The sequence below is a fragment of the Candidatus Enterococcus courvalinii genome (assembly GCF_017315945.1).
Taxonomy (GTDB): Bacteria; Bacillota; Bacilli; order Lactobacillales; family Enterococcaceae; genus Enterococcus_B; species Enterococcus_B courvalinii.
The window spans coordinates 208,330-232,313 of sequence record NZ_JAFLWI010000002.1 but is presented as its reverse complement, the minus strand read 5'-3'; the positions used below and the strand labels follow the sequence as shown (position 1 = coordinate 232,313).

The 23,984-nt window shown below is 35.2% G+C and carries 19 protein-coding genes and 1 CRISPR repeat array; of the genes, 7 read left to right on the top strand and 12 right to left on the bottom strand.

All coding sequences use genetic code 11. From position 1 onward, the window contains the following. Positions 1-146: 146 nt before the first annotated feature. Positions 147-2,279, bottom strand: a complete 2,133-nt coding sequence (locus JZO71_RS01900) for a HelD family protein (protein ID WP_206897907.1) — start codon at positions 2,277-2,279, stop codon at positions 147-149. Between the two features lie 490 nt (positions 2,280-2,769). Between JZO71_RS01900 and JZO71_RS01895 the strand changes: the two genes are divergently transcribed. Next, positions 2,770-3,597 carry a restriction endonuclease gene (locus tag JZO71_RS01895; protein ID WP_206897906.1) on the top strand — a complete coding sequence of 276 codons (828 nt, stop codon included), beginning with the start codon at positions 2,770-2,772 and terminating at the stop codon, positions 3,595-3,597. A 322-nt stretch (positions 3,598-3,919) separates the two neighbouring features. Further along, positions 3,920-4,309, top strand: coding sequence for a YxeA family protein (locus JZO71_RS01890; protein WP_206897905.1), 390 nt, complete (start codon positions 3,920-3,922; stop codon positions 4,307-4,309). 76 nt (positions 4,310-4,385) lie between these two features. Here JZO71_RS01890 and JZO71_RS01885 read toward each other — a convergent pair whose 3' ends face one another. From JZO71_RS01885 to JZO71_RS01870, 4 genes are all read right to left on the bottom strand, one after another. Next, complete coding sequence (locus tag JZO71_RS01885; protein ID WP_206897904.1) at positions 4,386-5,102, bottom strand: transaldolase; 717 nt, start codon at positions 5,100-5,102, stop codon at positions 4,386-4,388. A 1-nt stretch (position 5,103) separates the two neighbouring features. Next, positions 5,104-6,474, bottom strand: coding sequence for a PTS ascorbate transporter subunit IIC (gene ulaA, locus JZO71_RS01880; RefSeq protein WP_067481908.1), 1,371 nt, complete (start codon positions 6,472-6,474; stop codon positions 5,104-5,106). 62 nt (positions 6,475-6,536) lie between these two features. Next, positions 6,537-6,818, bottom strand: a complete 282-nt coding sequence (locus JZO71_RS01875) for a PTS sugar transporter subunit IIB (RefSeq protein ID WP_067481906.1) — start codon at positions 6,816-6,818, stop codon at positions 6,537-6,539. Beyond that, positions 6,818-7,285 carry a PTS sugar transporter subunit IIA gene (locus tag JZO71_RS01870; protein ID WP_206897903.1) on the bottom strand — a complete coding sequence of 156 codons (468 nt, stop codon included), beginning with the start codon at positions 7,283-7,285 and terminating at the stop codon, positions 6,818-6,820. The genes JZO71_RS01875 and JZO71_RS01870 overlap by 1 nt, the downstream gene beginning before the upstream one ends. A gap of 262 nt (positions 7,286-7,547) precedes the next feature. On the opposite strand from JZO71_RS01870, the gene JZO71_RS01865 reads away from it, so the two are divergent. Continuing rightward, entirely contained in the window at positions 7,548-9,455 is a 1,908-nt protein-coding gene (locus JZO71_RS01865; protein ID WP_206897902.1) for a BglG family transcription antiterminator, read from the top strand. Between the two features lie 124 nt (positions 9,456-9,579). Here the strand turns inward: JZO71_RS01865 and JZO71_RS01860 are convergent, their stop codons facing one another. The 4 genes from JZO71_RS01860 to JZO71_RS01845 all read right to left on the bottom strand — a co-directional run bounded on the left by JZO71_RS01860 (position 9,580) and on the right by JZO71_RS01845 (position 14,180). Next, entirely contained in the window at positions 9,580-10,179 is a 600-nt protein-coding gene (locus JZO71_RS01860) for a hypothetical protein (protein ID WP_206897901.1), read from the bottom strand. A gap of 303 nt (positions 10,180-10,482) precedes the next feature. After that, positions 10,483-11,862 (bottom strand): FAD-dependent oxidoreductase, encoded by a 1,380-nt coding sequence (locus tag JZO71_RS01855; protein WP_206897900.1) that lies wholly within the window; start codon positions 11,860-11,862, stop codon positions 10,483-10,485. A 169-nt stretch (positions 11,863-12,031) separates the two neighbouring features. Continuing rightward, the gene (locus JZO71_RS01850; RefSeq protein ID WP_206897899.1) at positions 12,032-13,195 is read right to left on the bottom strand and encodes an SAM-dependent methyltransferase; all 1,164 of its coding nucleotides are present in this window, start codon (positions 13,193-13,195) and stop codon (positions 12,032-12,034) included. 517 nt (positions 13,196-13,712) lie between these two features. Next, positions 13,713-14,180, bottom strand: coding sequence for an Rrf2 family transcriptional regulator (locus tag JZO71_RS01845; protein WP_206897898.1), 468 nt, complete (start codon positions 14,178-14,180; stop codon positions 13,713-13,715). Positions 14,181-14,292: 112 nt separating this feature from the next. Between JZO71_RS01845 and JZO71_RS01840 the strand changes: the two genes are divergently transcribed. Further along, entirely contained in the window at positions 14,293-15,141 is an 849-nt protein-coding gene (locus JZO71_RS01840; protein WP_206897897.1) for an SDR family oxidoreductase, read from the top strand. A gap of 203 nt (positions 15,142-15,344) precedes the next feature. On the opposite strand, the gene JZO71_RS01835 is transcribed toward JZO71_RS01840, so the two are convergent. The 3 genes from JZO71_RS01835 to JZO71_RS01825 form a co-directional block, all read right to left on the bottom strand. Then, entirely contained in the window at positions 15,345-16,214 is an 870-nt protein-coding gene (locus tag JZO71_RS01835) for a histidine phosphatase family protein (protein WP_206897896.1), read from the bottom strand. Positions 16,215-16,558: 344 nt separating this feature from the next. Then, complete coding sequence (locus JZO71_RS01830) at positions 16,559-16,861, bottom strand: hypothetical protein (RefSeq protein ID WP_206897895.1); 303 nt, start codon at positions 16,859-16,861, stop codon at positions 16,559-16,561. A 241-nt stretch (positions 16,862-17,102) separates the two neighbouring features. Further along, positions 17,103-17,879 (bottom strand): MerR family transcriptional regulator, encoded by a 777-nt coding sequence (locus tag JZO71_RS01825; protein WP_206897894.1) that lies wholly within the window; start codon positions 17,877-17,879, stop codon positions 17,103-17,105. 77 nt (positions 17,880-17,956) lie between these two features. Between JZO71_RS01825 and JZO71_RS01820 the strand changes: the two genes are divergently transcribed. From JZO71_RS01820 to JZO71_RS01810, 3 genes are all read left to right on the top strand, one after another. Next, the gene (locus JZO71_RS01820; protein ID WP_206897893.1) at positions 17,957-19,678 is read left to right on the top strand and encodes an ABC transporter ATP-binding protein; all 1,722 of its coding nucleotides are present in this window, start codon (positions 17,957-17,959) and stop codon (positions 19,676-19,678) included. Positions 19,679-19,682: 4 nt separating this feature from the next. After that, complete coding sequence (locus tag JZO71_RS01815) at positions 19,683-21,473, top strand: ABC transporter ATP-binding protein (RefSeq protein WP_206897892.1); 1,791 nt, start codon at positions 19,683-19,685, stop codon at positions 21,471-21,473. 310 nt (positions 21,474-21,783) lie between these two features. Then, a CRISPR array of direct repeats spans positions 21,784-22,876; the repeat unit is 36 nt; unit sequence GTTTTGGAAGCATTCAAAACAGCATAGCTCTAAAAC. Between the two features lie 332 nt (positions 22,877-23,208). Further along, complete coding sequence (locus tag JZO71_RS01810) at positions 23,209-23,952, top strand: TraX family protein (RefSeq protein ID WP_242590350.1); 744 nt, start codon at positions 23,209-23,211, stop codon at positions 23,950-23,952. Positions 23,953-23,984 lie beyond the last annotated feature (32 nt).

Genomic DNA, 23,984 nt, shown 5'->3' with positions numbered 1-23,984 from the left:
TAGGAGTTTTACTTTGTTTTTAGCTGTTCTAAAAGGATTCAAAAAACGAATAAAAATCTTGTATAGTCTAGTATTTTTTTGAACAAGGTTCTGCAGAAGTATGAGTAATGTGTTTAAGCATCTTCCTTTACTTAATCAATTCAATTTTACTTCAACTGTTTGGTTAAAAAATTTGTCAATTCTTCTTCATACGTCATCCACACCGCTTGCGTTCCACGAGAAATCGCTGTATAAAGCAGTCGTTGATCTTGCTCCGTCTGATAATTTTTGGCGGAAACATTAAACAAGATCACATTGTCAAACTCTAATCCTTTGGCCAATTCAATTGGTAAAATTTGTATTTTTTGAGACATATGATCAGAAAGCAATACCCGTACATCTTCTGCTTCTGCTAATGTTTTTGTCAAGATCGTATATTTTTTTTCAGGATCAAGCTGTCCAACTAACCGATTGAATGCTGACATTTGATCGTAACGCAGCCAACGAATAGCTTCACCGTCTGGACGGATAGGAGTAATTTGCATATCTTCCGGATTTTCCAGTAATGACGCAAATAATTTGGTGATTGCGCCACTCGAACGATAACTCGTTGTCAATTGATAATAAACAATCTCTTCCCCCATCAACTCAGTGATTTCAGAAAAAGAAATCTGACTATTAAAAATTCCTTGATTTTCATCTCCCACCATTGTCAAATCAGCATGTGGCCAAAAATGACGAATTAGTTGAAGTTGAGCAGGCGTGTAATCTTGAATTTCATCAATCAAGATGACTTTGTAATCCAATAATTCAAACTTTTCAACTAAAGTATGGTGAATAAACAATTGGATGATGGCTTCATCAAGGGTCCAAATTTCTTGCAGCAAATATTTTTCCCCAGTAAATGCTTGATACAGTTGTACGATTAGGTTTGTACTGTCTATCCAATCCAACTCGCTAATTTGTTCTGTTACTCTCCTATATTTTTTTCTCAACAAGATTTCGGCATATTTTGCCAACGCTGCTTCTGACTTTTCAGTTAATAATTTACCAAAATATTTTTGTTGCTGTTTTTCTGTCAGTTCCAGTAACTGATTTCGCAATTTTGCACTTTGGCTTTGTTGCAGCAAATGATGTTCCCATTGCTGAAGCATTTTTTCCTTGGTACCTGCAATTCGTTCACGTAAGTCATAATTTGTTGGTGTCTCGTGAAACAATTCAGTAATTTGTTCAGGTGTAAAGAAGACTTGTTTCTTTTGGTTGATTTCATTGAAGGTAACCTGTAGTGAACGAGTATTCTCTAAAATAAATGTAATAAATGCTTGGCTTCGCAAAACGCGTTCTTGTTTGGTCGCCTCTTGCCGACTGATTCGTTGAAAATAAGTTGTCTCATCTTCTACTTTAGTTTCTGAAAAATCTCTTGCTAATTGTAAAATGGTTAACGTCGGTGGATTTTCTTCCCCTAAACTAGGCAAGACATCTGCAATATAATGACCAAATGCTTGGTTAGGTGAAAAAATCAAGAGGTCTTTTGCAGAATATGTCCGCTGATTTTGATAAAGGAGATACGCGATTCTTTGCATGATTGTCGAAGTTTTCCCGCTACCAGCTACACCATTTACTAGTACATTTTTTGCTTCTTGTTCGCGAATAATCCGATTTTGTTCTTGTTGGATTGTCGCCGTAATATCTCGCATTGTGCTTGAAGTATTTTGCGCTAGCACATCGAGCAATACATCATCTTGAATGGTCGTCTTAGTATCAAAATAATTGATTAGTTGACCTTCTTTCGTAATTAATTGTCGACGATTTTGAATTGCTACTTCAATGTCTCGGTCATTCACCTGATAATGAGAATTCCCTAATTCATTGTTATAAAATAGTTCAGCAATCGGCGAACGCCAGTCGTAGATTAAATCTAATCCTTTTTCAGTGGTAAAACCATTGATCCCAATATAGAAATCTTCTTCTGACTCTTCTTCTAAAAAGTCCACAGAAATTTTACCAAAATAAGGTGAGGCCAATAATCGTTCAACCTTTTTCAAATTTTTTCTGGCAGAATCCAGTTGAATATTGTACTGGTCAATTTGCCGATTCAATGCTTCAATATTGGCAAAGGTGTCTAAATTGTCCGTGATATTATCCATATTTAAGCGAATATCACCAGTCATTTCTTCGATGTGTTGTCGTCCATGCTGATCTTTTTGTTGAATCAACTGCAGTAATCGTTTTTGTTCTGCTTTCAACTCTTGATAAACTGACGTTAAATGCTGTTGTTCTTTTTTCTGTACATCCTTCAAGTAAACACGCCCTTTGCCTATTTTATAAATTACTAAAAATGTGTCGTAAATGATTTATCTACGGAATAGCAGTTTACAGCCACTTCAGGTCAAAAACAAGGCTACAATTACAATTTTTTTTGCGGTATAATAAAGATGTAAAAGAAAAACTATTTTATGACTTTAAGTGTGGACTATTTATTGGTCCGCTTTTTTTGTAAGCCATTATATTTTTTGGGGTTTTAATAGCTACATAACTCTTTGTTTTATTAAAAGGCTAAACTTTTTTAGTGTATAATTAAAAAAGAAATAACAAAAATGATATTTTTTAATAACTAAATATTCTAGTCCTTTTTTTAGGGGAAACATGAATTATTAACTATAATTAGCACTACTTTCTTCTCCTTTGTGAAAAAACTTAGGAATATAAATAATTCTGAATGCCTATTTAACAGATTGGATAGTTATGTTCTTACTATGAAAAAGAAAATAAAAATTGGAGGCATATTAAATGAAAACTTTTAGAATTATTATGGCAGCACTTTTTGGTATTTCGGGGATTGCTCTTTTATTTGATGCAAGTAGTACATTAAGTGAACGACTTGGAGGTTTTGGGATTAGCCTTGTATTTGCTTACTTTATTCTGCCAAAATTTCTTCGACTAATACTATTAGAGAAATTAGGATTTGATCACTCAAGACTGAATCATCTAAATAAAATCAATCAAGAAATTGAGCACTCAGCTGCTGAAAAAAAACATATAAAAAATGAACTTCAAGACTTAAACAAACAAAAAAAGAAAATAGTTCACGAGATGGATCGTGTACAGCGGAAGAGTTTTGAATTTGAACTACAAAAAATTGATCAACTAACTCAAGTTGAATTTGGACGATACTGTGAACAACTCTTAAAAAAAATTGGCTACAGTGACATTAATAATGCTGTTAATTCAGATAACCAAGGACTAGACTTACTTGCCACAATGGGAACGACATCTTATGGTTTTCAATGCCGAAAACATTCAAGTGTACTTGGAAACAGCATCGTTCAACAAGTATTGGCAGGAAAAACATTTTACAAGCTTGATAAAGTTAGCGTAATTTCAAATAACTATTTTTCTGCAAGTGCGAAACAGCTTGCACAAGAGGGAAATGTTGAATTATGGGATCGCGATACTTTAAAAGAATATTTAAGTGATAAATATTCTGCTGATCGTAATTCTAAAAATGAATCTGAAAACTTAGAAAGTCTTTCTCCTTCTATTGAGTCTGAGACGGTTTCTTCAGAGCCACTACCAAACTTAATAGAAAATGATGACTCTGACTGGTCTGACTTTTAATAAATTAAAGAAATCATCTCTAAAACTAAATTCGTTTTTTTAAAAACACTGTTTCTTTCACAGTGTTTTTTATTTTTTATATCTCAAATCGCTCCTCTACTACTTCAACCTTCATTCTTATTTTTAAATAGGAAGGCACGAATTTTCGTTTTTTCCAGTGAATAGTTATAGTTAAAAGAGAGGTCAAATGAATGCGTAGTTTCTCCTTTTTAGGATTCATTTTTACATTTGTTTATCTTGCAAAACTGTTAGCGCCCTGTTAGCCCAAACTTGGAGTACCCTTGCTATACTAGAACATATTCCTAGGAGAAAAGGTGATAAAATGAAAAAAGTAATTGGCTTAGTATTTTTGGCATTATTGGCATTTGGTGGATTTAAAGGTTATCAATATTATCAAGATACTTATGTTGGCGAAGTCGCCTATGCACATGTCCCAAACCAAGTCCCAGCTAAAGTAAAACACAAAAGTGAAAGTGGGATTGGCGACAATAGTCCTTGGTATTCTTACGACTACGACTTGACTTTTGTTAAGGAAGACGGCGAAACTGAAAAACGAAACATCCAAATTTCTAATGATAATGCTCAACCATTAGTTCCTAATTCGTATGTCAAAGTAACCATGAGTAAAAAACGAATCATCGAAGGCCCCAATACAATTGATCAAAAAGACTTACCTGAGAAAGCAAAAAATAAACTAGTTACTGCTAACTAGTTTAGTAAAAACTGATAAAAAGAGAAGCTTAAAACAATCAACGGATTGCTTCAAGCTTCTTTTTTAGTTTGATCAGTTATTCTTCATCTAAAATAGTAAATCCTAACGTTTGGATATCTCGATTGAACATTTTGACTGTTTCCAGCGAAAGTTCATTCAGGTCCATGTGGTACATCGACAATTTAGAAAGAATTGCAGGTGTCACGGTAATAATATCAACCCCTAACTGTTCTGCTTGCACGATGTTATAAACTTCTCTGGAACTTGCCCAAAGTAATTTGGTTCCTTCTTTATGGCGACAAATCTCCAACGAGTTTTCCATCAATGGTAATGGATCAATCCCGGTGTCAGCAACACGTCCGGCAAAAACCGATACAATGTTTTCAGTACCTTTCGCTAATGCATCAACTGTAGTTTCTACTTGTTCTAAAGTCATGATAGCTGTGATGTTAAGTTTCAATCCTTTTTCTGATAATCGCTGGATTAATTCGGTCGATGCCTCGCCTTTCGTATTCATGATTGGAATTTTGACATAAACATTGTCACCCAATTCGGCGAGTTTCAAAGCTTCCTTCTCCATTGTTGCAAAATCATCGGCAAAAACTTCAAAACTGATAGGTAATCCTTCAACTTTTTCTAATACTTCTTTTGCAAAAGCAACATAATTCGTAATTCCCGCCTGCTTCATCAAACTAGGATTAGTTGTAAATCCCGAAACGATTCCAGCAGTTTTCATTTTCAACATCTCTTCAATCACTGCACCATCTGAATAAATATCAAGGTTAAAATTCATTTTAATCAAGCTCCATTTCTTCATTATTAATTGCTGTTTTGGATGGTCGAATAATACTTGGGGCAATCAAAGCGACTAGAACTGCCACAATGATGACATAAATTCCCGTTTGTCCAAATTGACCACCAACTTTTCCTAATAAAATACCAATCCAGCCAAAGTCAAAATCACCAAAGGTTGCATTTGAAAACCCTAACTGTCCTAAAACTGGTAGTAACAAGGCTGGTAAAAAGGCTAAGAATAAGCCATTGACGAAGGAACCAACCACTGCACCACGTCGTCCCCCTGTCGCATTGCCGTAGACACCTGCAGTTGCACCACAGAAAAAGTGTGGAACTAATCCTGGAATAATCAACACACCACCAAAAGCACCGAGAATGAACATGCCAATCAAGCCACCGACAAAACTTGAAATAAAGCCAATGATAACTGCTGTTTGTGCATATGGAAAAAATACAGCACAGTCAACAGCTGGTACAGCATTTGGAATGACTTTATCCGCAATTCCTTGAAATGCAGGTAATAAATCAGCAAGAATCATACGGACACCAGAATAAACAATTGTAACGCCTACTGCAAATTTTAATCCGCAAAGAATTGCGAACAAATATGGTGATTTCCCATCTGACAAAGTCGAAACAAATTCAGGTCCTGCCGCAATCGCGGAGATCAAGTAAAAGATCACCATCGTTAATGCTGTAGAAATTGTCGTGTTTCGTAAGAACCCAAACTTTTCTGGTACTTGAATGTCTTCTGTCGACTTTGAACCTTTCCCAACGATGCTACCAATAAAGGCTGATAAATAATAACCAATCGAACCGAAGTGTCCCATAGCGATTTCATCACCATCAGTGACACGAAGCGTATATTTTTGACCAATTGCTGGCGAGATTGCACTCCATGCACCTAAGAAAAAGCCACCGACTAAAATCAAAGAAGTTCCAGAAAAGCCAACTGCACCCAACACTGCCGATAATAAACACGCCATAAAGAATGAATGATGACCAGTTAAAAAGACATATTTATAACGGGTAAAACGTGCGACTAATAAATTAACAATCAGTCCAACAATTAAAATCGACATTGTCTCAACACCAAGAATTTTTTGTGCGACAGAAGTTACAGCTTCATTATTTGGCACTACTCCTGTAATGTGGAATCCTTTTTCAATCATCTGAGAAAGTGGATCAAGATTTCCACTAATAACGTCTGCCCCTGCTGCTAACATTAAGTAACCAAGAATTGGACCCAATGTTCCGGTTAAAATTTTGTGTCCAGGTGCTTTCATTGCAACCAAGCCAACCAAAGCAACTAACCCCATCAAAATTGCTGGTTCACTAAACATATCCTTGAGAAATTCCAAAAATTCCATTATGAATCCTCCTGTTTTATTGTTCTATTTAATCTTCTTATACGGCCATATAAGATAACTGATTACCCTTTACTTAGTTCTTCTAATACCGGTAAAATGTCTTCTGAAATTTTTTTCTTGTCTGCGTAACTTCTAACAACAGCAACTTTTTTGTTTGCAGGAAACTGTTTGGCAAATTCATCAACTGTTACAAAAAGATCAGGCTCTTCGCCTAACGCTGCATTAAAATCACTGGATTTCGCATCAACTTCAAACCCATTCTTTTTCGCAATCTGATTAATTTTCATTGCCAACAAATTACTACTACCAATTCCATTTCCACACACTGTAATAATTTTGATCATTAAAATTCCTCCTCTTCTTTGATAAACATTTCTGCTAGTTTTATAAATGCTTTTTTTGTCGAAGTTTCTAGTAATGCATCGACTTTTTCCTCTTCATCAATTAGTGCAGAAATTTTTTGAAGCATTGCTAGATGCGCTTCATTATTATCCGTTGCTAGACAAATAATTAAATACACCTCTTTTGCATCGCCAAAAGAAATTGGCTCAGCTAATTTCAAAATACTAAATCCTGTCCCTAAAGCACCTGCCTCTGGCCGGGCGTGAGGCATTGCAACTCGTGGTACTAAAACAATGTACGTACCCATTTCTCGAACGTTTTTAATCATTGCCTGAATATATTTTTCTTCAATGATTCGTTCTTGTAACAAAGGTCTTGCAGCTAAGTTGACTGCCTCTTCCCAATTAGCCACCTTTGATTGGAAGACTAAATGATTTTCACACAAATAGTTCTGTTCGATTTCTTTCACTCGATTACCTCCTCGCTATCCATACTATAAATGAAATCGCATACATTCGATACCACTTCTCTTTCCCTTTCAAAGTGGAAAAAGATGAATTTTTTAGTTCAACGACTTCCGTTATTAAATGGAAATCATTCGACAACTTTCAAAATAATTCATAGTGCCTTGATGTTGTAAGCCTTTTCCCAGCTTTTGATTTCTTACCAAAATCTGCCAATTGTAATTCAGAACATTCCTATATATGATAACAAATAAGGGGGAGATAATTATGTTTGCGTACAAGAGGTTAAATCAGTTGTTTCAGCGTCTCTATAGCGAAAAAAATTGTTCCAGTGAGCAACTGGCTTCTGATTTTTCGGTTTCTAAGCGAACAATCAGAAATGATTTGAAAGAACTAAATGATTTTCTATCAAAATATGATACAACAGTCGTTCTCAAAAGAGGTGTGGGATACGAAATGTTACAAAAAGAAAATGTTCAAGAACTATTTACTGAGCTACATTCACAATCAACCACCCCATCCCATCAACTAGAAACTTCTGAAGACCGAATCAGGCAATTATTATTTTTATTCTTATTTTCAGAGAAAGAAAAAACATTAGATGAACTGTGCAATCAATTGTATGTTGGGCGAACGACGATCTTAGGTTATATTCGTCAGCTTCGTTTATTACTTGCTTCTTATGAGGTCAAAATCACTTCAAAAGTTAACATTGGGTATAAACTCATTGGGGAAGAATCAGCCATTCGTCAAGTAATTTCAGATCAATTGATTGAAAAAAATTTTGAAAGTTATATCTCACAGTTCTCACGAAATGAATACGAGCTGTTTCACGAGATCAATTTAGTCGAACTATCTCAATTAGTAACAGATTACTTTCCACCTGATTTGTATAAGATTTCTGACTACCACCGAAAAAACTTTGTTATCCATTTGGCAATTGCTATTCTTCGAGTGAAAAATCAGCATCATCTTGAAGCTGTTTCCAGTTTTTTTATCATCGATGAAAAAATTCAGTCTTCAATCAGAGAACTTTTAGCAACAATTGAAAAAAAGAATCAAGTTAGATTTGATCTGCAAGATGAAATTTGGCTACAGAACCATCTTTTTTTAGATTTACAACAGCCACAACATTCCAGTAGTCAAACAACTAAAATCTATCAATTCATTGACCAGATGTTAATAGAAATTAACGAAATGATTGGCGAAGATCTGCAACAAGATGAAGTTTTGCGAAAAGATCTCTTTATTCATTTTTCTAGTTATCTGACGTTAAAGGAAATTATGAAAAATAAAAAAAATCCCCTGTTATCGGAGATCAAAAAGAATTTTTCGTATGCTTTTGAGCTGGCAGTTTTGGCAACAAATAATAGTAAGTGGCTAAGCACTTTTGAGTTCACAGAAGATGACATTGGTTACCTAGCTTTACACATTGCAGCAGCTATCGAACGAAAAAAAGCGCACACAGCAGATAAAAAACGGATTTTAGTTGTCTGTGGTCAAGGTGTCTCGACAAGCCGGCTGATTGAAGCAATGTTAAAGAAGCGTTTTGCTGATCAGTTAGAAATCGTTGATACTATTTCTTACACAGCTTATCAAACAAAAAAGTTAACAACTATTGATTTTCTTATCTCAACAGTTCCACTTAAAAATAAACAGATTCCTGTTATCCAAATTGACTTTTTAGATATTAAACAAGGAATGGAGAAAATTGAAAAACTTTTAGCTGAAGAAGAAGAAAAACGTCATTTTTTAAGCCTGTTTGATCCAACCTTGTTTATCGTCAACGATCAAAAAATCACGCGGAACGAATTAATCCAGTCAATCGGAATGATTTTACAAGAACAAGAAATTGTCTCTGAAGATTTTATTGCAAAAGTGATTGCACGGGAGCAAATTGCACCACCGAATATTACGAATTTGATTGCCATTCCTCATGCAATCGATGCGTCGATCCAACAAACAAAAATTTTTGTTTATATCTCGAAAGAACCGATTTTCTGGCGTCAAACTGCAACAGTCAAAATTATTTTTCTGCTGGCAGTTGCTGAAGAAGATAAAGAGCAGCTCCAAGTATTTTTTGAATATTTATCTGATCTAGTTGAAAATCAAAAACTACAGCAAAAGATAGCTGACGCGCAAAATTTTGAATTATTTTTATCCACTATTCGTTAATAAAAAGAGTGCTGTTTCATAAATGAATACCCTAAAGCAAAAGTCTAGGGATTCAGGAAACAGCACTCTAATATTTGCAAATCATCGGTCATTATTCAAGTATATTATGTAATGAAATATCAACTTAATTTTGATCTACAGCTTCTTCCACTTGAATGAGCCATTTTTGATTATCTCCACCATTTTTCGGGAATGTAATCAGCTGATGTTTTTTTCCTAGATGTAACTTTGGCGCGTCCATCATTTTCCCATTAAAAACATTTTCTAAGTAATAAACTTCTCCATTCTTGTGTTCGTTGTCTTCAACTAAACGCCAAAAACTTCGTTCATTAGGATACTCTACTTCTGTATTGATAACCTCGTTACCTTGTTCATCTTTCACTGAAGAAGCGATTAAAAATTTAGGATATTTCAATCGTTCACCTTCATCGAGCGCATCAGGAACATAGTGTGAAGAAATAAAATAAGCATCTTCTTGTTCATTATAGGACATGAGCCATTTTTGACTATCAATTCCTTGATTCAAATCTGTCGATATCGTTGAAGTTTCTGTATCATAATCAACAACCCACCAAGGATCTAACACACTCTGGATTGTAACGAGTTTATCGTCATATTTCGCTCCAGCATCATTCGTGCTCGCCGACACTGCTTGATTACCGCTTACAATTCCAAATACCATAATCGTGAAAATTGCTAGCCCTGACTTGATTCCTTTTTTCATTAAGATTCCTCCTCTATTTTTGAATAACGATTCTGACTGCATAAAAATAGTATCATGTTTTTGTTATTCCATCTTTTTTTGTATGGTAGTGCAACATTTTTTTGATTGATGATAACCACGTTATAAATGGAATAGCTTTGACAGTATGACTGTAGCCTATGGTTTTTAGTTATTCTTTTTTGGAATACTTCGTGGACATACACACAAGATAATAAGACTTCCTAACAAATAAAAGAAATCATAAAAGCGATCAATCAATTGATTGATCGCTTTTCCTATTTTTGTCCATAAGACATATGAAACTTATTCAATAAATTCTTTTTCAGCCAATGCATGTTGGGCTGCCAAATTCACTAAGCTCCATTGACGGTCAAATCCTGGTTGGAAGAAAAAGTCTGCCTCAGCTAAATCTTCTAGGGTTAATTTTTGTTGGATTGCTAAAGCTAATACATTTCCTTGAGCAGTAATATCATACGTTGATAACACAGCCCCACCCAAAATTTGATGGGTCATTGGATTGAAAAATAATTGAACAGAAACTCTCGTATTTCCGAATTTTTCTGGTACATATTTTGGTCGTAAAGTATCTTCAAAGTAAGCTGAAGCAATCGATACCCCGGCTTTATCCGCGGTAAAACTATTCAAGCCACTTGCAGCAAAATGATAGTCAAACACGCTCAAAGCTGATGAACCGACCACGCCACCAAAAGGTTTGCTTGGGATACTTTCAAATAAATGTTGGACAACATAACGTGCTTCTCTTCTGGCAACTGTTGCCAAAGCAATCGGCATTTTTGCACGTGCCGGAATCGAATAAGCAAGTGTTGCATCCCCCACAGCATACACGTCTGGGAGATTTGTTTGAAGGTATTCATTGGTTACAATCCAACCACGTTTGTCTAAGTCAACTGTTCCTTCTAACCATTCAGTATTGGCTTTTACTCCTGCTGCTTGAATAATTAGATCAGTTGGAATTTCTTCGCCGTTTACTTGAATAGCTGAAACTTTTCCATCTCCTAGAAATGCTTCGATTTTTGCGCCAGTCATTACTTGGATTCCTTTTTCTGTTAGATGTCCTTCCAAAATGTCTGTCATTTCTTGATCCAGATAAGTTCCCAATGGGCGATCAATCATATCTAAGAGAATTACTTCTTTTCCAGCTTTGCAAAAAGCTTCCGCTGCTTCAATACCAATATATCCAGCACCAATAACTGCTACTTGTTTAACATCAGGGTTGTTGAGTTTTTCTTTGATTTTCGTTGCCCAGTTATACCCACGCATCAAATAAACATTTTCTAAATCAGTTCCTGGAACTGGAAGTGAATTTGGTGTGACACCAGAACTTAAAATCAATTTGTCGTAAGTATAATCGCTTGTTTGACCTTCCAGTGTATTCGTTACAGTCACTGTCTTTTGATCTGCATTGATTGTTTTTACTTCATGATTGTTCAAAATATGAACATTTGCTTCTGGAAAGTTTTCTGGACGAAAGTTTCTGACATCATTTACATCTGTTACTTGGTCTTCTAAATAAAGTTCCATGCCACACGACATAAACGAAATATAATCTCCAGCCTCAAATAACGTGATTTCCACATCTTCACCATATCTAGATAGTAATTCCAAAATAGATTGATGTCCGCCATGTGATGCGCCTACGATGATAACTTTTCTTTTACTCACAGTAAATCTCCTTCCTTATTACAAAAATAATTTCTCCCCTCACAATTCCAGAATAGTACGAACCAATTTTTCTGTCATACCTTTTGCTTGTGAAATATCAAAAGTTATTTATCATGTCTTAACTAGTCGTCTGTCTATCATAACAAAAAAGAAGCGAGATACTCGCTTCTTAAACATTTCGATGCATTGGAATCATATTGTTATTTGGGTGAACTAATAAATACTGAATGACGTCGATATTGCTAGCTTGAAATGATGCGGCACAGGCCTGTAAGTATAAGTCCCACATTCGATAAAATGCTTCATCTTTTTGTTCAATCACTTTATCTGCAACTTGATGGAAATTAGTCGTCCAATGTTCCAAAGTTAATTGATAATCTCGACGTAGACTTTCAAGATCAATTATCTGCAAATCATTTTCAGTCATGTGTTCTACTAATTCTGTTACGCCGGGTATATAGCCACCTGGGAAAATATATTTATTAATCCAAGCATTTTTTGCACCACCTTGCTGACGACTGATGCCATGAATTAGTGCTGTTCCACCTGTTGCCAAAAGTTTATCAATCACTGCAAAATATTCTTTTAGATTTTCTGCTCCTACATGTTCAAACATTCCAACACTAGTTATATGATCAAAAGTTTCAGTTAAGTCTCGATAATCCTTTAACTCAACAGAAACTAGTTCTTCCAAGTTTTCTTCTTTAATGTTTTTTTGAATATGAAGGTATTGTTCCTCACTCAAAGTGATTCCACTAGCTTTGACATGATATTCTTTGGCCGCTGTTAAAATTAAAGTTCCCCAACCACAGCCGATGTCTAAGAGTGTTTCTCCTGGCTTGATAAATAGTTTATCAAGGATGTGATGGACTTTATTAATTTGTGCTTGTTCTAAGGTGTCCTCTGGTGTTTCAAAATAAGCACAAGAATAAGTTAATGTGTGGTCTAGCCACATTTCGTAGAAATCATTTCCTAAATCGTAATGGCTATGGATATCATGAGCAGACTGTTTTTTTGTATGTTTTTCTTTTGGCATCCACTTTTTAAAGTTATTATTGTGAAAAAAACCATGTGCTTGATTATACACATCATAGATTAGTTCTTGTAAGTCGCCTTCAATCTCCACTTTTTTGTTCATATACGCTTCGCCCAGTGCTAATGAAGCGTTGTTGATTAGCTCTTTCACTGGGATTTTTTCATTAAAAACAATGCGAAAAACGATTTCACCTTCAGTCTCCCCATATTCTTTAGTAGAACCGTCCCAAAATGTTACTTGTGTTTTTTTTGAAAAAGATGGTTTAAATAATTGATTATATACTTCTTTGTCTAACATTTTACTGCCTCCTGATGCTATTTTCTGACTAAATCCCAAGAATTTCAAAAGATTTGATGCAATTATCACGAAAATCAGAAAATTATCATCTGATTTTAATTGAAATTTTCAAGAAACCCCTAACAAAAAAATTTACAGGAACTTTATTTTTTATCCAGCGCAAGATTCTAATTATTATCGTTCTGATTCAGGTAGTTTACTTCATCTAGTTTTCTCTATTTTTTTGATTCGTAGAAATTTAATTCTGTCGTCTTTTTAGCTAAATATTTACATGTTAGTAGCCAATCTAAAATCGTTCGCTTTGCTTATAAGAGCGTGGTTTCTACACCTGAGTTTGTTTTTCAGATACGGCAATAAAAGAAGAATAAAATTATCTTATGTATACGCATAAATAAAGCTACCAAGGTTACCAAATAGGTCATCTTTCCTTGACAGCTTTATTTATGGATTTCTAGTTTTCTTTAAAGATTTTATGTTTAAATTCATTATGTCTTTAAACTTCTACATTCTAACTAGCTTAAAGATATTTTTCTATGATTTTTTTATTTTCTGGTCTTCGTTGTACTTCCAATAAAGAAATATCGTGAAGAATGGTATCCAATGTGATTTGTTCCATCTGTTCTTCCACCTTTTTTTGGAGAAAATCATACTCTTTTAAAAGAACATCTTGGATATTTGCGCCAACCACACAATTAGGATTTGTTTTAGGGTCGACTTGGATTAGATTCGTATTTCCTTCAATACTTTTATAAACATCTAAAAAAGTTATTTCACTAGGATCTTTTGCAAGAACAGGATTTGGCTTCCCTACTTTTGTGTGTATCAGACCAGCTTTTTTTAAACTGGCCATGATTTTTCGGATATTCGCAGCGTTTGTTTCAACACTGCTAGCAATCAGTTCACTAGAAAGTTGATTTGTATCTTTAAAAAGTTCGATGTACGCAAGAATGTGGATTGCATCGCTCATTTGTATGGAGTATTTCATTTTTAAGGCTCCTTTACATTTATTTCTTGACTTATTTTAACATACTCTTTATGATAAAGGTGTAAATTGTATTTGTACAGCTATCAAATAAAAAGTTAGAGGAGTGTTTAATATGAATTATTTAATAACTGGAGCAACTGGTGGTTTTGGAGGATACGCATTAGAATATCTAAGCAAGCTGGTTGATAAAAAGAACATTTATGCTTTAGCTCGAGATAAAGAAAAAGGAGCAAAATTGCAAGAGGCGGGATTCAATGTTCGAATAGGTGATTATGCGGATGAGGATTCCATGGTTGAATCCCTACAAGGAATCAATCGTTTGCTTTTCGTATCAGGTGCCCCAGGAAATCGCCAAGCAGAGCATGCGAATGTTGTTAGAGCAGCTAAAAAAGCTGGTGTTTCATATATTGTTTACACAAGTTTTCCCAAGGCAGATCAGTCAACAAGTCTACTAGCTGCCGATCATTCTTTCACTGAAAAAGAAATAAAACAAGCAGAGATCAAACATACCTTTTTAAGAAATAATTGGTATTTAGAAAACGAAATGCCAATTATCCAGCGCGCATTAGCAACTGGAAAATTTGTATATGTGGCGAAAAATGGAAAAACTGGCTGGGCTCTCAAACGTGAATATGCTGAAGCTGCTGCAAAAGTTTTGTTTAAAAATGACTTTCCAGAAATTCTTGAACTATCAAATACACCAATCACTTATTCAGAATTAGCAAATGCACTAAAGGAAGCAAGCGGTAAGGAAATCGAAGCCGTTGTTACAGATGAAAAAGGATTTATCGACAACTTAGTAGCGGGTGGTCTTCCTCAACCTGTGGCCGAAATGTTTCTGTCATTTCAAATGGATATTGAAACAGGTCAGTTAGATGTGGTTTCTGATGACCTACAGAAGGTACTTGAAAAAACTTTGACTAGTCGCCCCAATGCTCTCAAAGAACTAATCGAAGAGTAATTTGAATTACTCACTGATTATTTGCATTAACAGAATGAATACTTAAACATAAAGCTTTTTATTGAAAGTAAACTAGAAAATACCTTGACTATTCAAAATAGCCAAGGTATTTTCTATTGATCAGTTATCTCATGAAATTTTTCATTTGTAAATTTTTATGCATAAATTTTCTAAAAAATTGCTATTTGCTTAAAAAAATTAATTTATTTATCTTTTGCTCCTTTTTCTAAGTAAGATAAATCATTAACTGATTCTACTGTGTATTTGCCATCTTGATAAATAATTTTACAAATACTGGCATTTTTTAAGCCAGTTGGCGGAACTTCTGCCGACTCATCGATTGATGCGACAAATGAAGCAATTGTCATGCCGTGTGAAGTGACTAATATTTTATCTTGACCTTTTTCCTCTGCTGTTTTGACAATATCATTTACTGCACTCGAAACACGATCGATGACGGTTTGATAATCTTCCGCTTGCCAACTCACTTCGTCAGCAGCGACGTCATGTTCTTTTCCTAATTCTTCAAGTTTCTTTTCATCTAATTCATGTAAAGTGTCTGCAAAACCTTGAATCGTTTTGACGAATCCTTCTTCGCCCATTTCAGCTTGCCACTCTTCTAACGTTTTTCCCTGCTCTTTGGCAATTTCACCCCACATTTCAGGATTAGGGATTCCTTCGTAGGTACCAAAGTTAAATTCACGTAATCGTTTATCGGTGTGTAATGTATCTAAAAGCTTTTCTTGTCCATTATTTTTCAATACTAACGTTGCAGTTTCGACTGCTCGCCCACTATCACTAGAATAAACTGCATCAAAATCTACATCTGATAATCCTCCCCCTAAATCCTCAGCAACAGCGATGCCTGCTGGTGTTAACGGTGCGTCAATCCAGCCTTGTGAGCGATCCGTTGTGTTCAACATAGTTTTCCCATGCCTCGCTAAATAAATTTCTACTTGGTCTGGTACTTTATTTTCCTCTTTTTCATTGCTTGATGCTGAGTTTGTTTCTTGACAAGCTGATAAAGAGAACATCAATCCAATCATTCCTACTATCTTCAACCACTTTTTCATTTCTATCCCCTTTCTTTGATATGCGCTATTTTAGTTCTCACTCTTGATAATAAATGTTCACTGAAGTAAATCTAATACCTCCTTTCTTTACTGGATTTACTAAGGATTTTTTTATTCGTGATACGTAATTTTATAAGTAACTACCCTTAGTAGAGTGACACAAAAAAAGACCTAACCAGTCGAAACTAGTCAGGTCTTGCTTAACTTAATAATCACAATCCTATTATCTTTCCCTATTCAATTTACTATACAAATAAAGTAACACTTGGCGAAAGCGCTGTCAAATATTTTTTGGATTTGTATTTCTATTATTTATTAAGACTGTTCCTCAGACTACTTCTACATCAGTTGACTTCCTGTTCAAAATAGTGGTCAATAATTTCTTTGATTCCTTGATAATCTTTGATTACAAATAAATTTGATGGAACCTCAATGATTGGCAACTTTTTTTCATCGATGAATGGCGCCAACTGTCTTGGTACGATCAGATAATCTACCTGTTCTTTGTCTCGAAGATAATTCAGTGAAACATCATAGTCTTTGGAGAAGAACTCTTTTAAGCGTTCCTGACTTCTTAAGCCTATAGGAAGTGTAGAATAGGTCAATCCACCATCTACCGCTAAGACAAAACAAATTCTCTTTTTCATTACAAACACTCTCCTCGTTCATAAAATTAGTAACAATTTCATAGCTGTTGTTCTTTTGATAGGGGTTCCAATTTTTTCGTACAGTTATGGGCTTCGTACCCAGACATCAATAGGTCCTTCAGTTTCTTGCCTGTGTTTAACCCTCTTATCTCTTCTTCACCATGACTTCGTTACTTCTTTTATCCTACAACGAATAAGGTAACTTTGCGAATCTTACTTTTGAACAAGTTCACTCAGCCGCCTATTGCTTGTTTTGTTTTTCTTTGTTCTTGATTTCGATCCACGACAAATAATATTCCTTATCAGAGGTCTGTTCATATTGTTTTCTTACGAGAAACTCGCCAATAACTTGCTGAATCTCATAACCCTTGGCTGTTAACGAAGTGATAACCTCTTGGAGATTATTACGATTATTATCGGTAGGATCTATTTCGATGATTACTGGTTGATAATCAAATGCTGGATTGTATTCCCAAAGGATTTCTTCTTCTATTTCGCCTTCAAATGTTGTATCGATACAAAAAGCATATTCCAGCGATTGATTTTTTTCTTGCCAAATAATCCCAGAGTTGCAATTTTTTTCTAAATATTTTCGTGCGGTAAAGTTTTCATCTAAATCAGCACGAACCATTTTCGTGAAATCAATTTTCAAATCGTGTGTCCCAGTCAAATCAAACCCAGTTGATGAAAGATGTCGTTTTCGTTGCTTAATTTGTGTCATTTCTGCTTTTAATTTTTCAATTTCTTCTGCCAAACGTTTTTCTGTCTGCTCCAGTACTTCATAAACTTTTTTTTCTGATTTTCGATAAATTCCCTGAACGTCTTTGATTGACAAACCCAAACTTCGAATGAATTTGACATCATACAATGCAAATAAATCATCATAGGTAAATGTCCGATAATCATTGGCTTCATTTCGGGAATTCGTTAACAAACCAATCGAATCCCAATAACGAATCGTAGATGTTGGTAAATTCAAAAATTTCGCAGCTTCACCAATAGAAAATGTTTTAGTCATTTGAAAAAACCTCCTTGACCTTAAAGCTACTTTAACCTGTATACTCCATTATTGTCAAAACTAAGGAGGCATGACTTATGAAAGTACTAAAAAATTTCTTGTTACAAAATAAAGGTATCGTTGCTCTGACTAGCTGCTTCATTGTCTTACAAATCATTGGAATCTTAGGAGTGCCTATGTTAGTAGCTCAACTAATCAATCTTGGTATTTTAAAAAATGATCTTGATACAATCAAGGACATCGCTGTTCAAATGATTATTGTTACAATTTTAGGCACAATTGCCGCCGTGATTGCTAGCTATCTATCGGGAATCCTTGGAGGACGTTTTGGTCGCCAAATCAGAAAATCGTTTTTCCAAAAATTTCAAGAACTAAGCATTTCGGATATTGACAAAATTGGTTCTAGCACTCTGCTCACTCGTATAACAAATGACGTGGACAATGTGCAACAAATGATTGTGATGTTTTGTCAACTGATCTTACCTGCTCCAATCATTGCTGTTTTTGCTTTGACCATGACGTATCTCAATGCTCCAAACTTATTATGGATTCCACTGGTAGCCATCGTCTTTTATTTGGTTGTATTATTGTTTTTGCTAAAAAAAGGAACACCAATTGCATTAAGTATTCAGCCGAAAATGGACCGTATTACTACCAAACTAAGAGAGTTTTTTACGGGGATCAATATGATTCGTGCATTCAATAATCAGGACCATGAAGAAATGAAAACCAATGAATCCTTTACCAGCTATGCAAATCAGATGATCCAAGTGAATAAAATTTTCGCTTTTATCACTCCTACCGCTTTTTTGATTATGGGCGTTGTCTACGCCTCCATTCTTTGGGTTGGTGGCTACCTGGTTGTCAATCAGACCATCCAAATTGGAAATATCGCAGCAATTACTGAATACGCGCTTTTGGCACTCTCATACCTCATGCTTGCAGCAATGGTTTTTGTGGTCATCCCTCGCTCCGTTGCTTCATTGAAACGACTGGAAGAAGTCATGGATTTTGAACCGTCAATCAGTGACCCTAAAGAGTCGACTTTTTTTCAAACCAGAGATGCCAATACTGCTAGCTACCAAAACGTTTCTTTTGCCTACGGAAAAGAAAGCTATCCAGTGATTGAAAAAATTTCATTTACCATCCTAGCTGGAAAAACAACGGCGATCGTTGGCGCAACTGGTTCTGGGAAAAGCACCCTGATGAAGCTTCTTTTACGAATCAATGACCCTACAAGTGGTGAAATTAGATTGAATGATGTCCCAACAACTGCTTTGACACAAAATAGTATTCGTGAGCAGGTTGCTTATGTTCCCCAAAAAGCATTTTTATTCAAAGGAACAATTAAATCAAATCTTTTAATGGGAAAAGCTGACGCCACGCCAGCTGAAATTGATCAAGCAGCAAAAATCTCTCAGCTAGAACCATTTGTAGATACTTTACCTGACAAATATGAATCATTCACGGCACAAGGAGGCAGTAACTATTCTGGCGGACAGAAACAACGAATCTGTATTGCACGAGCACTAATCAAACCTGCTTCAATGTATGTATTTGATGACAGTTTCTCTGCTTTGGATTATCAAACAGATGCTGCTTTGCGAAAAGCACTCACCACAGAATTTTCGAACAAAACACTAGTAATCATTGCCCAACGTTTGAGTACAATCGCCCATGCTGATCACATCATACTCATGGACAATGGCAAGATAGCTGGTGAAGGAACACATCAAGAACTGTTAAGCACCAACCAAATTTATCAAGAAATTGCAGCCTCGCAAGGAATGAAGGAGTGATAATATGAAACAAAACAACATGGTGGCGAATAAAAAATATCTGATGTATCGCTTTTGGAAATTACATCGTTCTGAACATAAATATTTTTATCTATTGATGTTTTGCAGTTTGATTGGAAATAGTTTAGTAGTTGCAATGACCTTCCTGATGGCATTAGGAATTGATAAAATCGTTGCAATCATCCAACTGAAAGAAGCTTTGTCAGTGACAGCTGACTTACTTATAGAGCAATTACTTCCAACGGTCTTACTTTTAATCCAATTTTCGCTAATCAGTAGTGGACTTTCTTACGTTCAAGAACGAGCAATGGCGACATTGAGCGAACGACTTACTTTGAATACGCGAAAACTGATTACGAAAAAAATCAAAAAATTGCCGATGTCTTTTTTTGATAATCATCAGGTGGGCGATCTGATTAGTCGAACGACCACTGGGTTGAATCAGCTTTCTCAAGTGTTATTGACTGGCGTCAACCAACTATTCACATCTATAGTAACTATTCTTTTTGCAGGAATCATGTTGATTTATATCGACAGTAAAATGTCAATCTTAGTGATTGGTTTACTGATTCTTAGCGGACTGGTAACGCACAAATTTTCAATGATAAATAAAGAAGTCGCGGACAAAGCTCAAGTGAAACTTGGTAGTATCAACAACGAAATGGAAGAATATCTTTCTGGTATCATCGTTTCAAAGTCCTTTAACCAAGAGGATCAACAAAGGGATGCTATCAGTCAAACAATCGATGAACATTATACTGTATTTAAACGTGCACAATTCTTGAACTTTGCCATCTATCCTTTATCCCGTTTCATTAACCAATCTGCTTTCATTTTTAGTGCGATTTTTGGTGCAATGACCGTATTAAGTGGTGGAATAACGATTGGTTTCTTGCAAGCTTATCTACAATATATCAATCAAATTTCCGAACCAATTTCAACAGCTTCTTACGTCATTAACTCGATTCAAGCTGCCATGGCTTCGATTGAACGAATATTCTATATCTTAGATCATGAAGAAGAACAAGCAGATACAAGTCGAACAACCATTCAACACCCTGATGGAAATATTCGATTCAAAGATGTTCGCTTTGGTTATTCACCTGAAAAACCATTGATGAAGAAAGTTGATTTCGATGCGAAAGCAAACCAGAAAATCGCTATTGTTGGACCAACCGGCGCAGGTAAAACAACGCTAGTCAATCTGCTTATGCGCTTTTATGACATCGAATCCGGTCAAATCGAATTCGATGGGATTCCAACGACTGATCTTCCAAGAGAAAATCTTCGTTCCCTATTTGGAATGGTCTTACAAAACACTTGGTTATTTGAAGGTACGATTGCTGAAAATATCGCATACGGAAAAATGGATGCAACAAGAGAAGAAATTATCCAAGCAGCTAAAATCGCTCAGTGTCATCACTTTATTCTGACACTTCCTAATGGCTATGATTCCATCGTAACAAGTGACAATGGCGGAGGCCTCTCACAAGGACAGCAACAACTGTTGACCATTGCTCGTGTCATTTTGGCGAATCCGCCTGTAGTTATTTTAGATGAGGCAACTTCTAGTGTGGATACTCGAACAGAATTACAAATTCAAGAAGCAATGAACTCATTAACAAAAAATCGCACAAGTTTCGTCATTGCCCACCGCCTCTCCACCATTGAAAATGCTGATTTAATTTTAGTAATGGATAAGGGCGATATCATTGAAACAGGAACACATAAACAACTGTTGAAACGTCCAACACTCTATCGTTCACTTTACAATAGCCAATTTCAGGCAACCTGATTTAGGTAAAAAAGATAATAACAACTATAAAAAAAACAAATCATAAACGTGTTTTAAATACGTTATAATAATATCTATACTAATAAATTATCCCTATCTTCCAACTTAATTTATTAGTATGATATTTTCTCATGTTTGTTATTCCCAAATATTTACCCAATAAAAAAACCACCAACTAGTTGGTGGTTTTTTTGTTGGAATCAGTATCAAAAAATTATTTGCTATTTTTCTGACGAATATGGCTAGTTACTGCAAACTCGTTTCCTTCAAATGGCTCAGTTCGATACGATTGATAAACACAGCTATTATTATTGGGGAAGAATTCAAAACAGCATAGCTCTAAAACTGACCGAAATTTCTTTCTTGATAGTCGTGTGTTTTGGAAGCATTCAAAACAGCATAGCTCTAAAACAAAGTCACATTAAAAGTAGAAACATCTTTAGTTTTGGAAGCATTCAAAACAGCATAGCTCTAAAACCACTAAAACCGTTCTTCTTTGAATGTATTTCGTTTTGGAAGCATTCAAAACAGCATAGCTCTAAAACTACGTCAGCAGCTCTTTGTTGATTAGATGGGTTTTGGAAGCATTCAAAACAGCATAGCTCTAAAACTTAAGATTTACTTTAACAATAGACTTTCTTGTTTTGGAAGCATTCAAAACAGCATAGCTCTAAAACCCTTGTTTGTGGTTATTTGATTACCCAAAAGTTTTGGAAGCATTCAAAACAGCATAGCTCTAAAACCCTCTCATAGCGCTTGCTACACTCCACGACGTTTTGGAAGCATTCAAAACAGCATAGCTCTAAAACAAACAGTGCATATTCTGTCGTTGAGATTGCGTTTTGGAAGCATTCAAAACAGCATAGCTCTAAAACAAACAGTAATGCTTGATGATGAGCTTGTTAGTTTTGGAAGCATTCAAAACAGCATAGCTCTAAAACTATCCGACAGGTTCAAGTTGATTTTTATCAGTTTTGGAAGCATTCAAAACAGCATAGCTCTAAAACATGACTTCATGTCCCACTGCGTGTGAATATGTTTTGGAAGCATTCAAAACAGCATAGCTCTAAAACGGTTTTCCTGTAATAACCGCATGAAGTTTAGTTTTGGAAGCATTCAAAACAGCATAGCTCTAAAACGAAAAGATGCTAAAGTTTTTGGCATCTCTTGTTTTGGAAGCATTCAAAACAGCATAGCTCTAAAACGTAGGCGATACTTTGGCAAATTCCGTCAAAGTTTTGGAAGCATTCAAAACAGCATAGCTCTAAAACGAACGATAAGCGTCAAATAAAGATTGCATTGTTTTGGAAGCATTCAAAACAGCATAGCTCTAAAACAGCGCTGTAGTCAAACCGCCTATTCCTCCAGTTTTGGAAGCATTCAAAACAGCATAGCTCTAAAACCTCGGATAAAAATTTTTGAGGTTCCGTAATCGCACTATTCACCCATAGCAAGGCTTCAGTTTGGATGCTTCTTCTCGATATTTATTTAGATTTCAAAGATCTTTTTTCCAGTATATCATGAATTTACTACCCCAACTACCACTTAATATTTATTTACTCTCCATCGATGATGTATGCAAAAAATCTTTTATGACAAAATTGTTCGTTCCTGACAAGTTGCTTCAATTGCTTCTAATGAAATTCGATTGTTAAAATACAGTCGATATTAGTTAGGAGGAATTATTTTGACAATTGACACACCTAGGAAAGGTTTATCAACCTTTGACCTAAAAATGATAGGAATCATTTTAATGTTCATTGATCATATTCATCAAATGTTTGTTCCATTTGGAGCGCCTGATTGGCTAGACTGGTTTGGTCGACCCGTTGCAACACTTTTCTTTTTCGTCAGTGTTGTTGGTTTTAGTCACACTCACAGTAAAAAGAAGTATATGTCTCGATTATATATTTCTATGGTCCTTATGACATTTTTTACTTTTATTCTTGAAAAACTTATTGGTTATGATCAAGTGGTTTTAATGAACAATATTTTTAGAGATCTTTTTATTGGTACGTTGATGATGTTTGCTATTGACCTTTTTGTTGACGGAAAACACACGAGTAACTTGAAAAAGATATTAGCAGGAATTGGTTTATTTCTTCTTCCCATCTTACTATCCCTGTTAGTACCTTTACTTATGTCTAGTCCAATGATTGTTGAAAATCGTTTAGCATTTTTAGCAATTAGTGCATTGGTTCCTATGTTGCTTTTAGCTGAGAACAATGTGATGGTGCTGTTGATTCCTTTATTGTACCTTGCTAGAAATAATCGTCGAATCCAGTGTTTGATGATTGCGTTAGTTGCAGCTGTTTACTTTTTCTTAGGTTCCACTCAATGGATGATGGTTTTCGCGATCGTTCCTATTTTGTTATACAATGGACAAAAAGGAAAAGGTATGAAGTATTTCTTTTATATTTTTTACCCTGCGCATATTGCCATTTTGTATCTCTTATCTGCATTTTTATTTGCTCATTAATAGGCAAAAAGGCTCATTTGATTGAGCCTTTT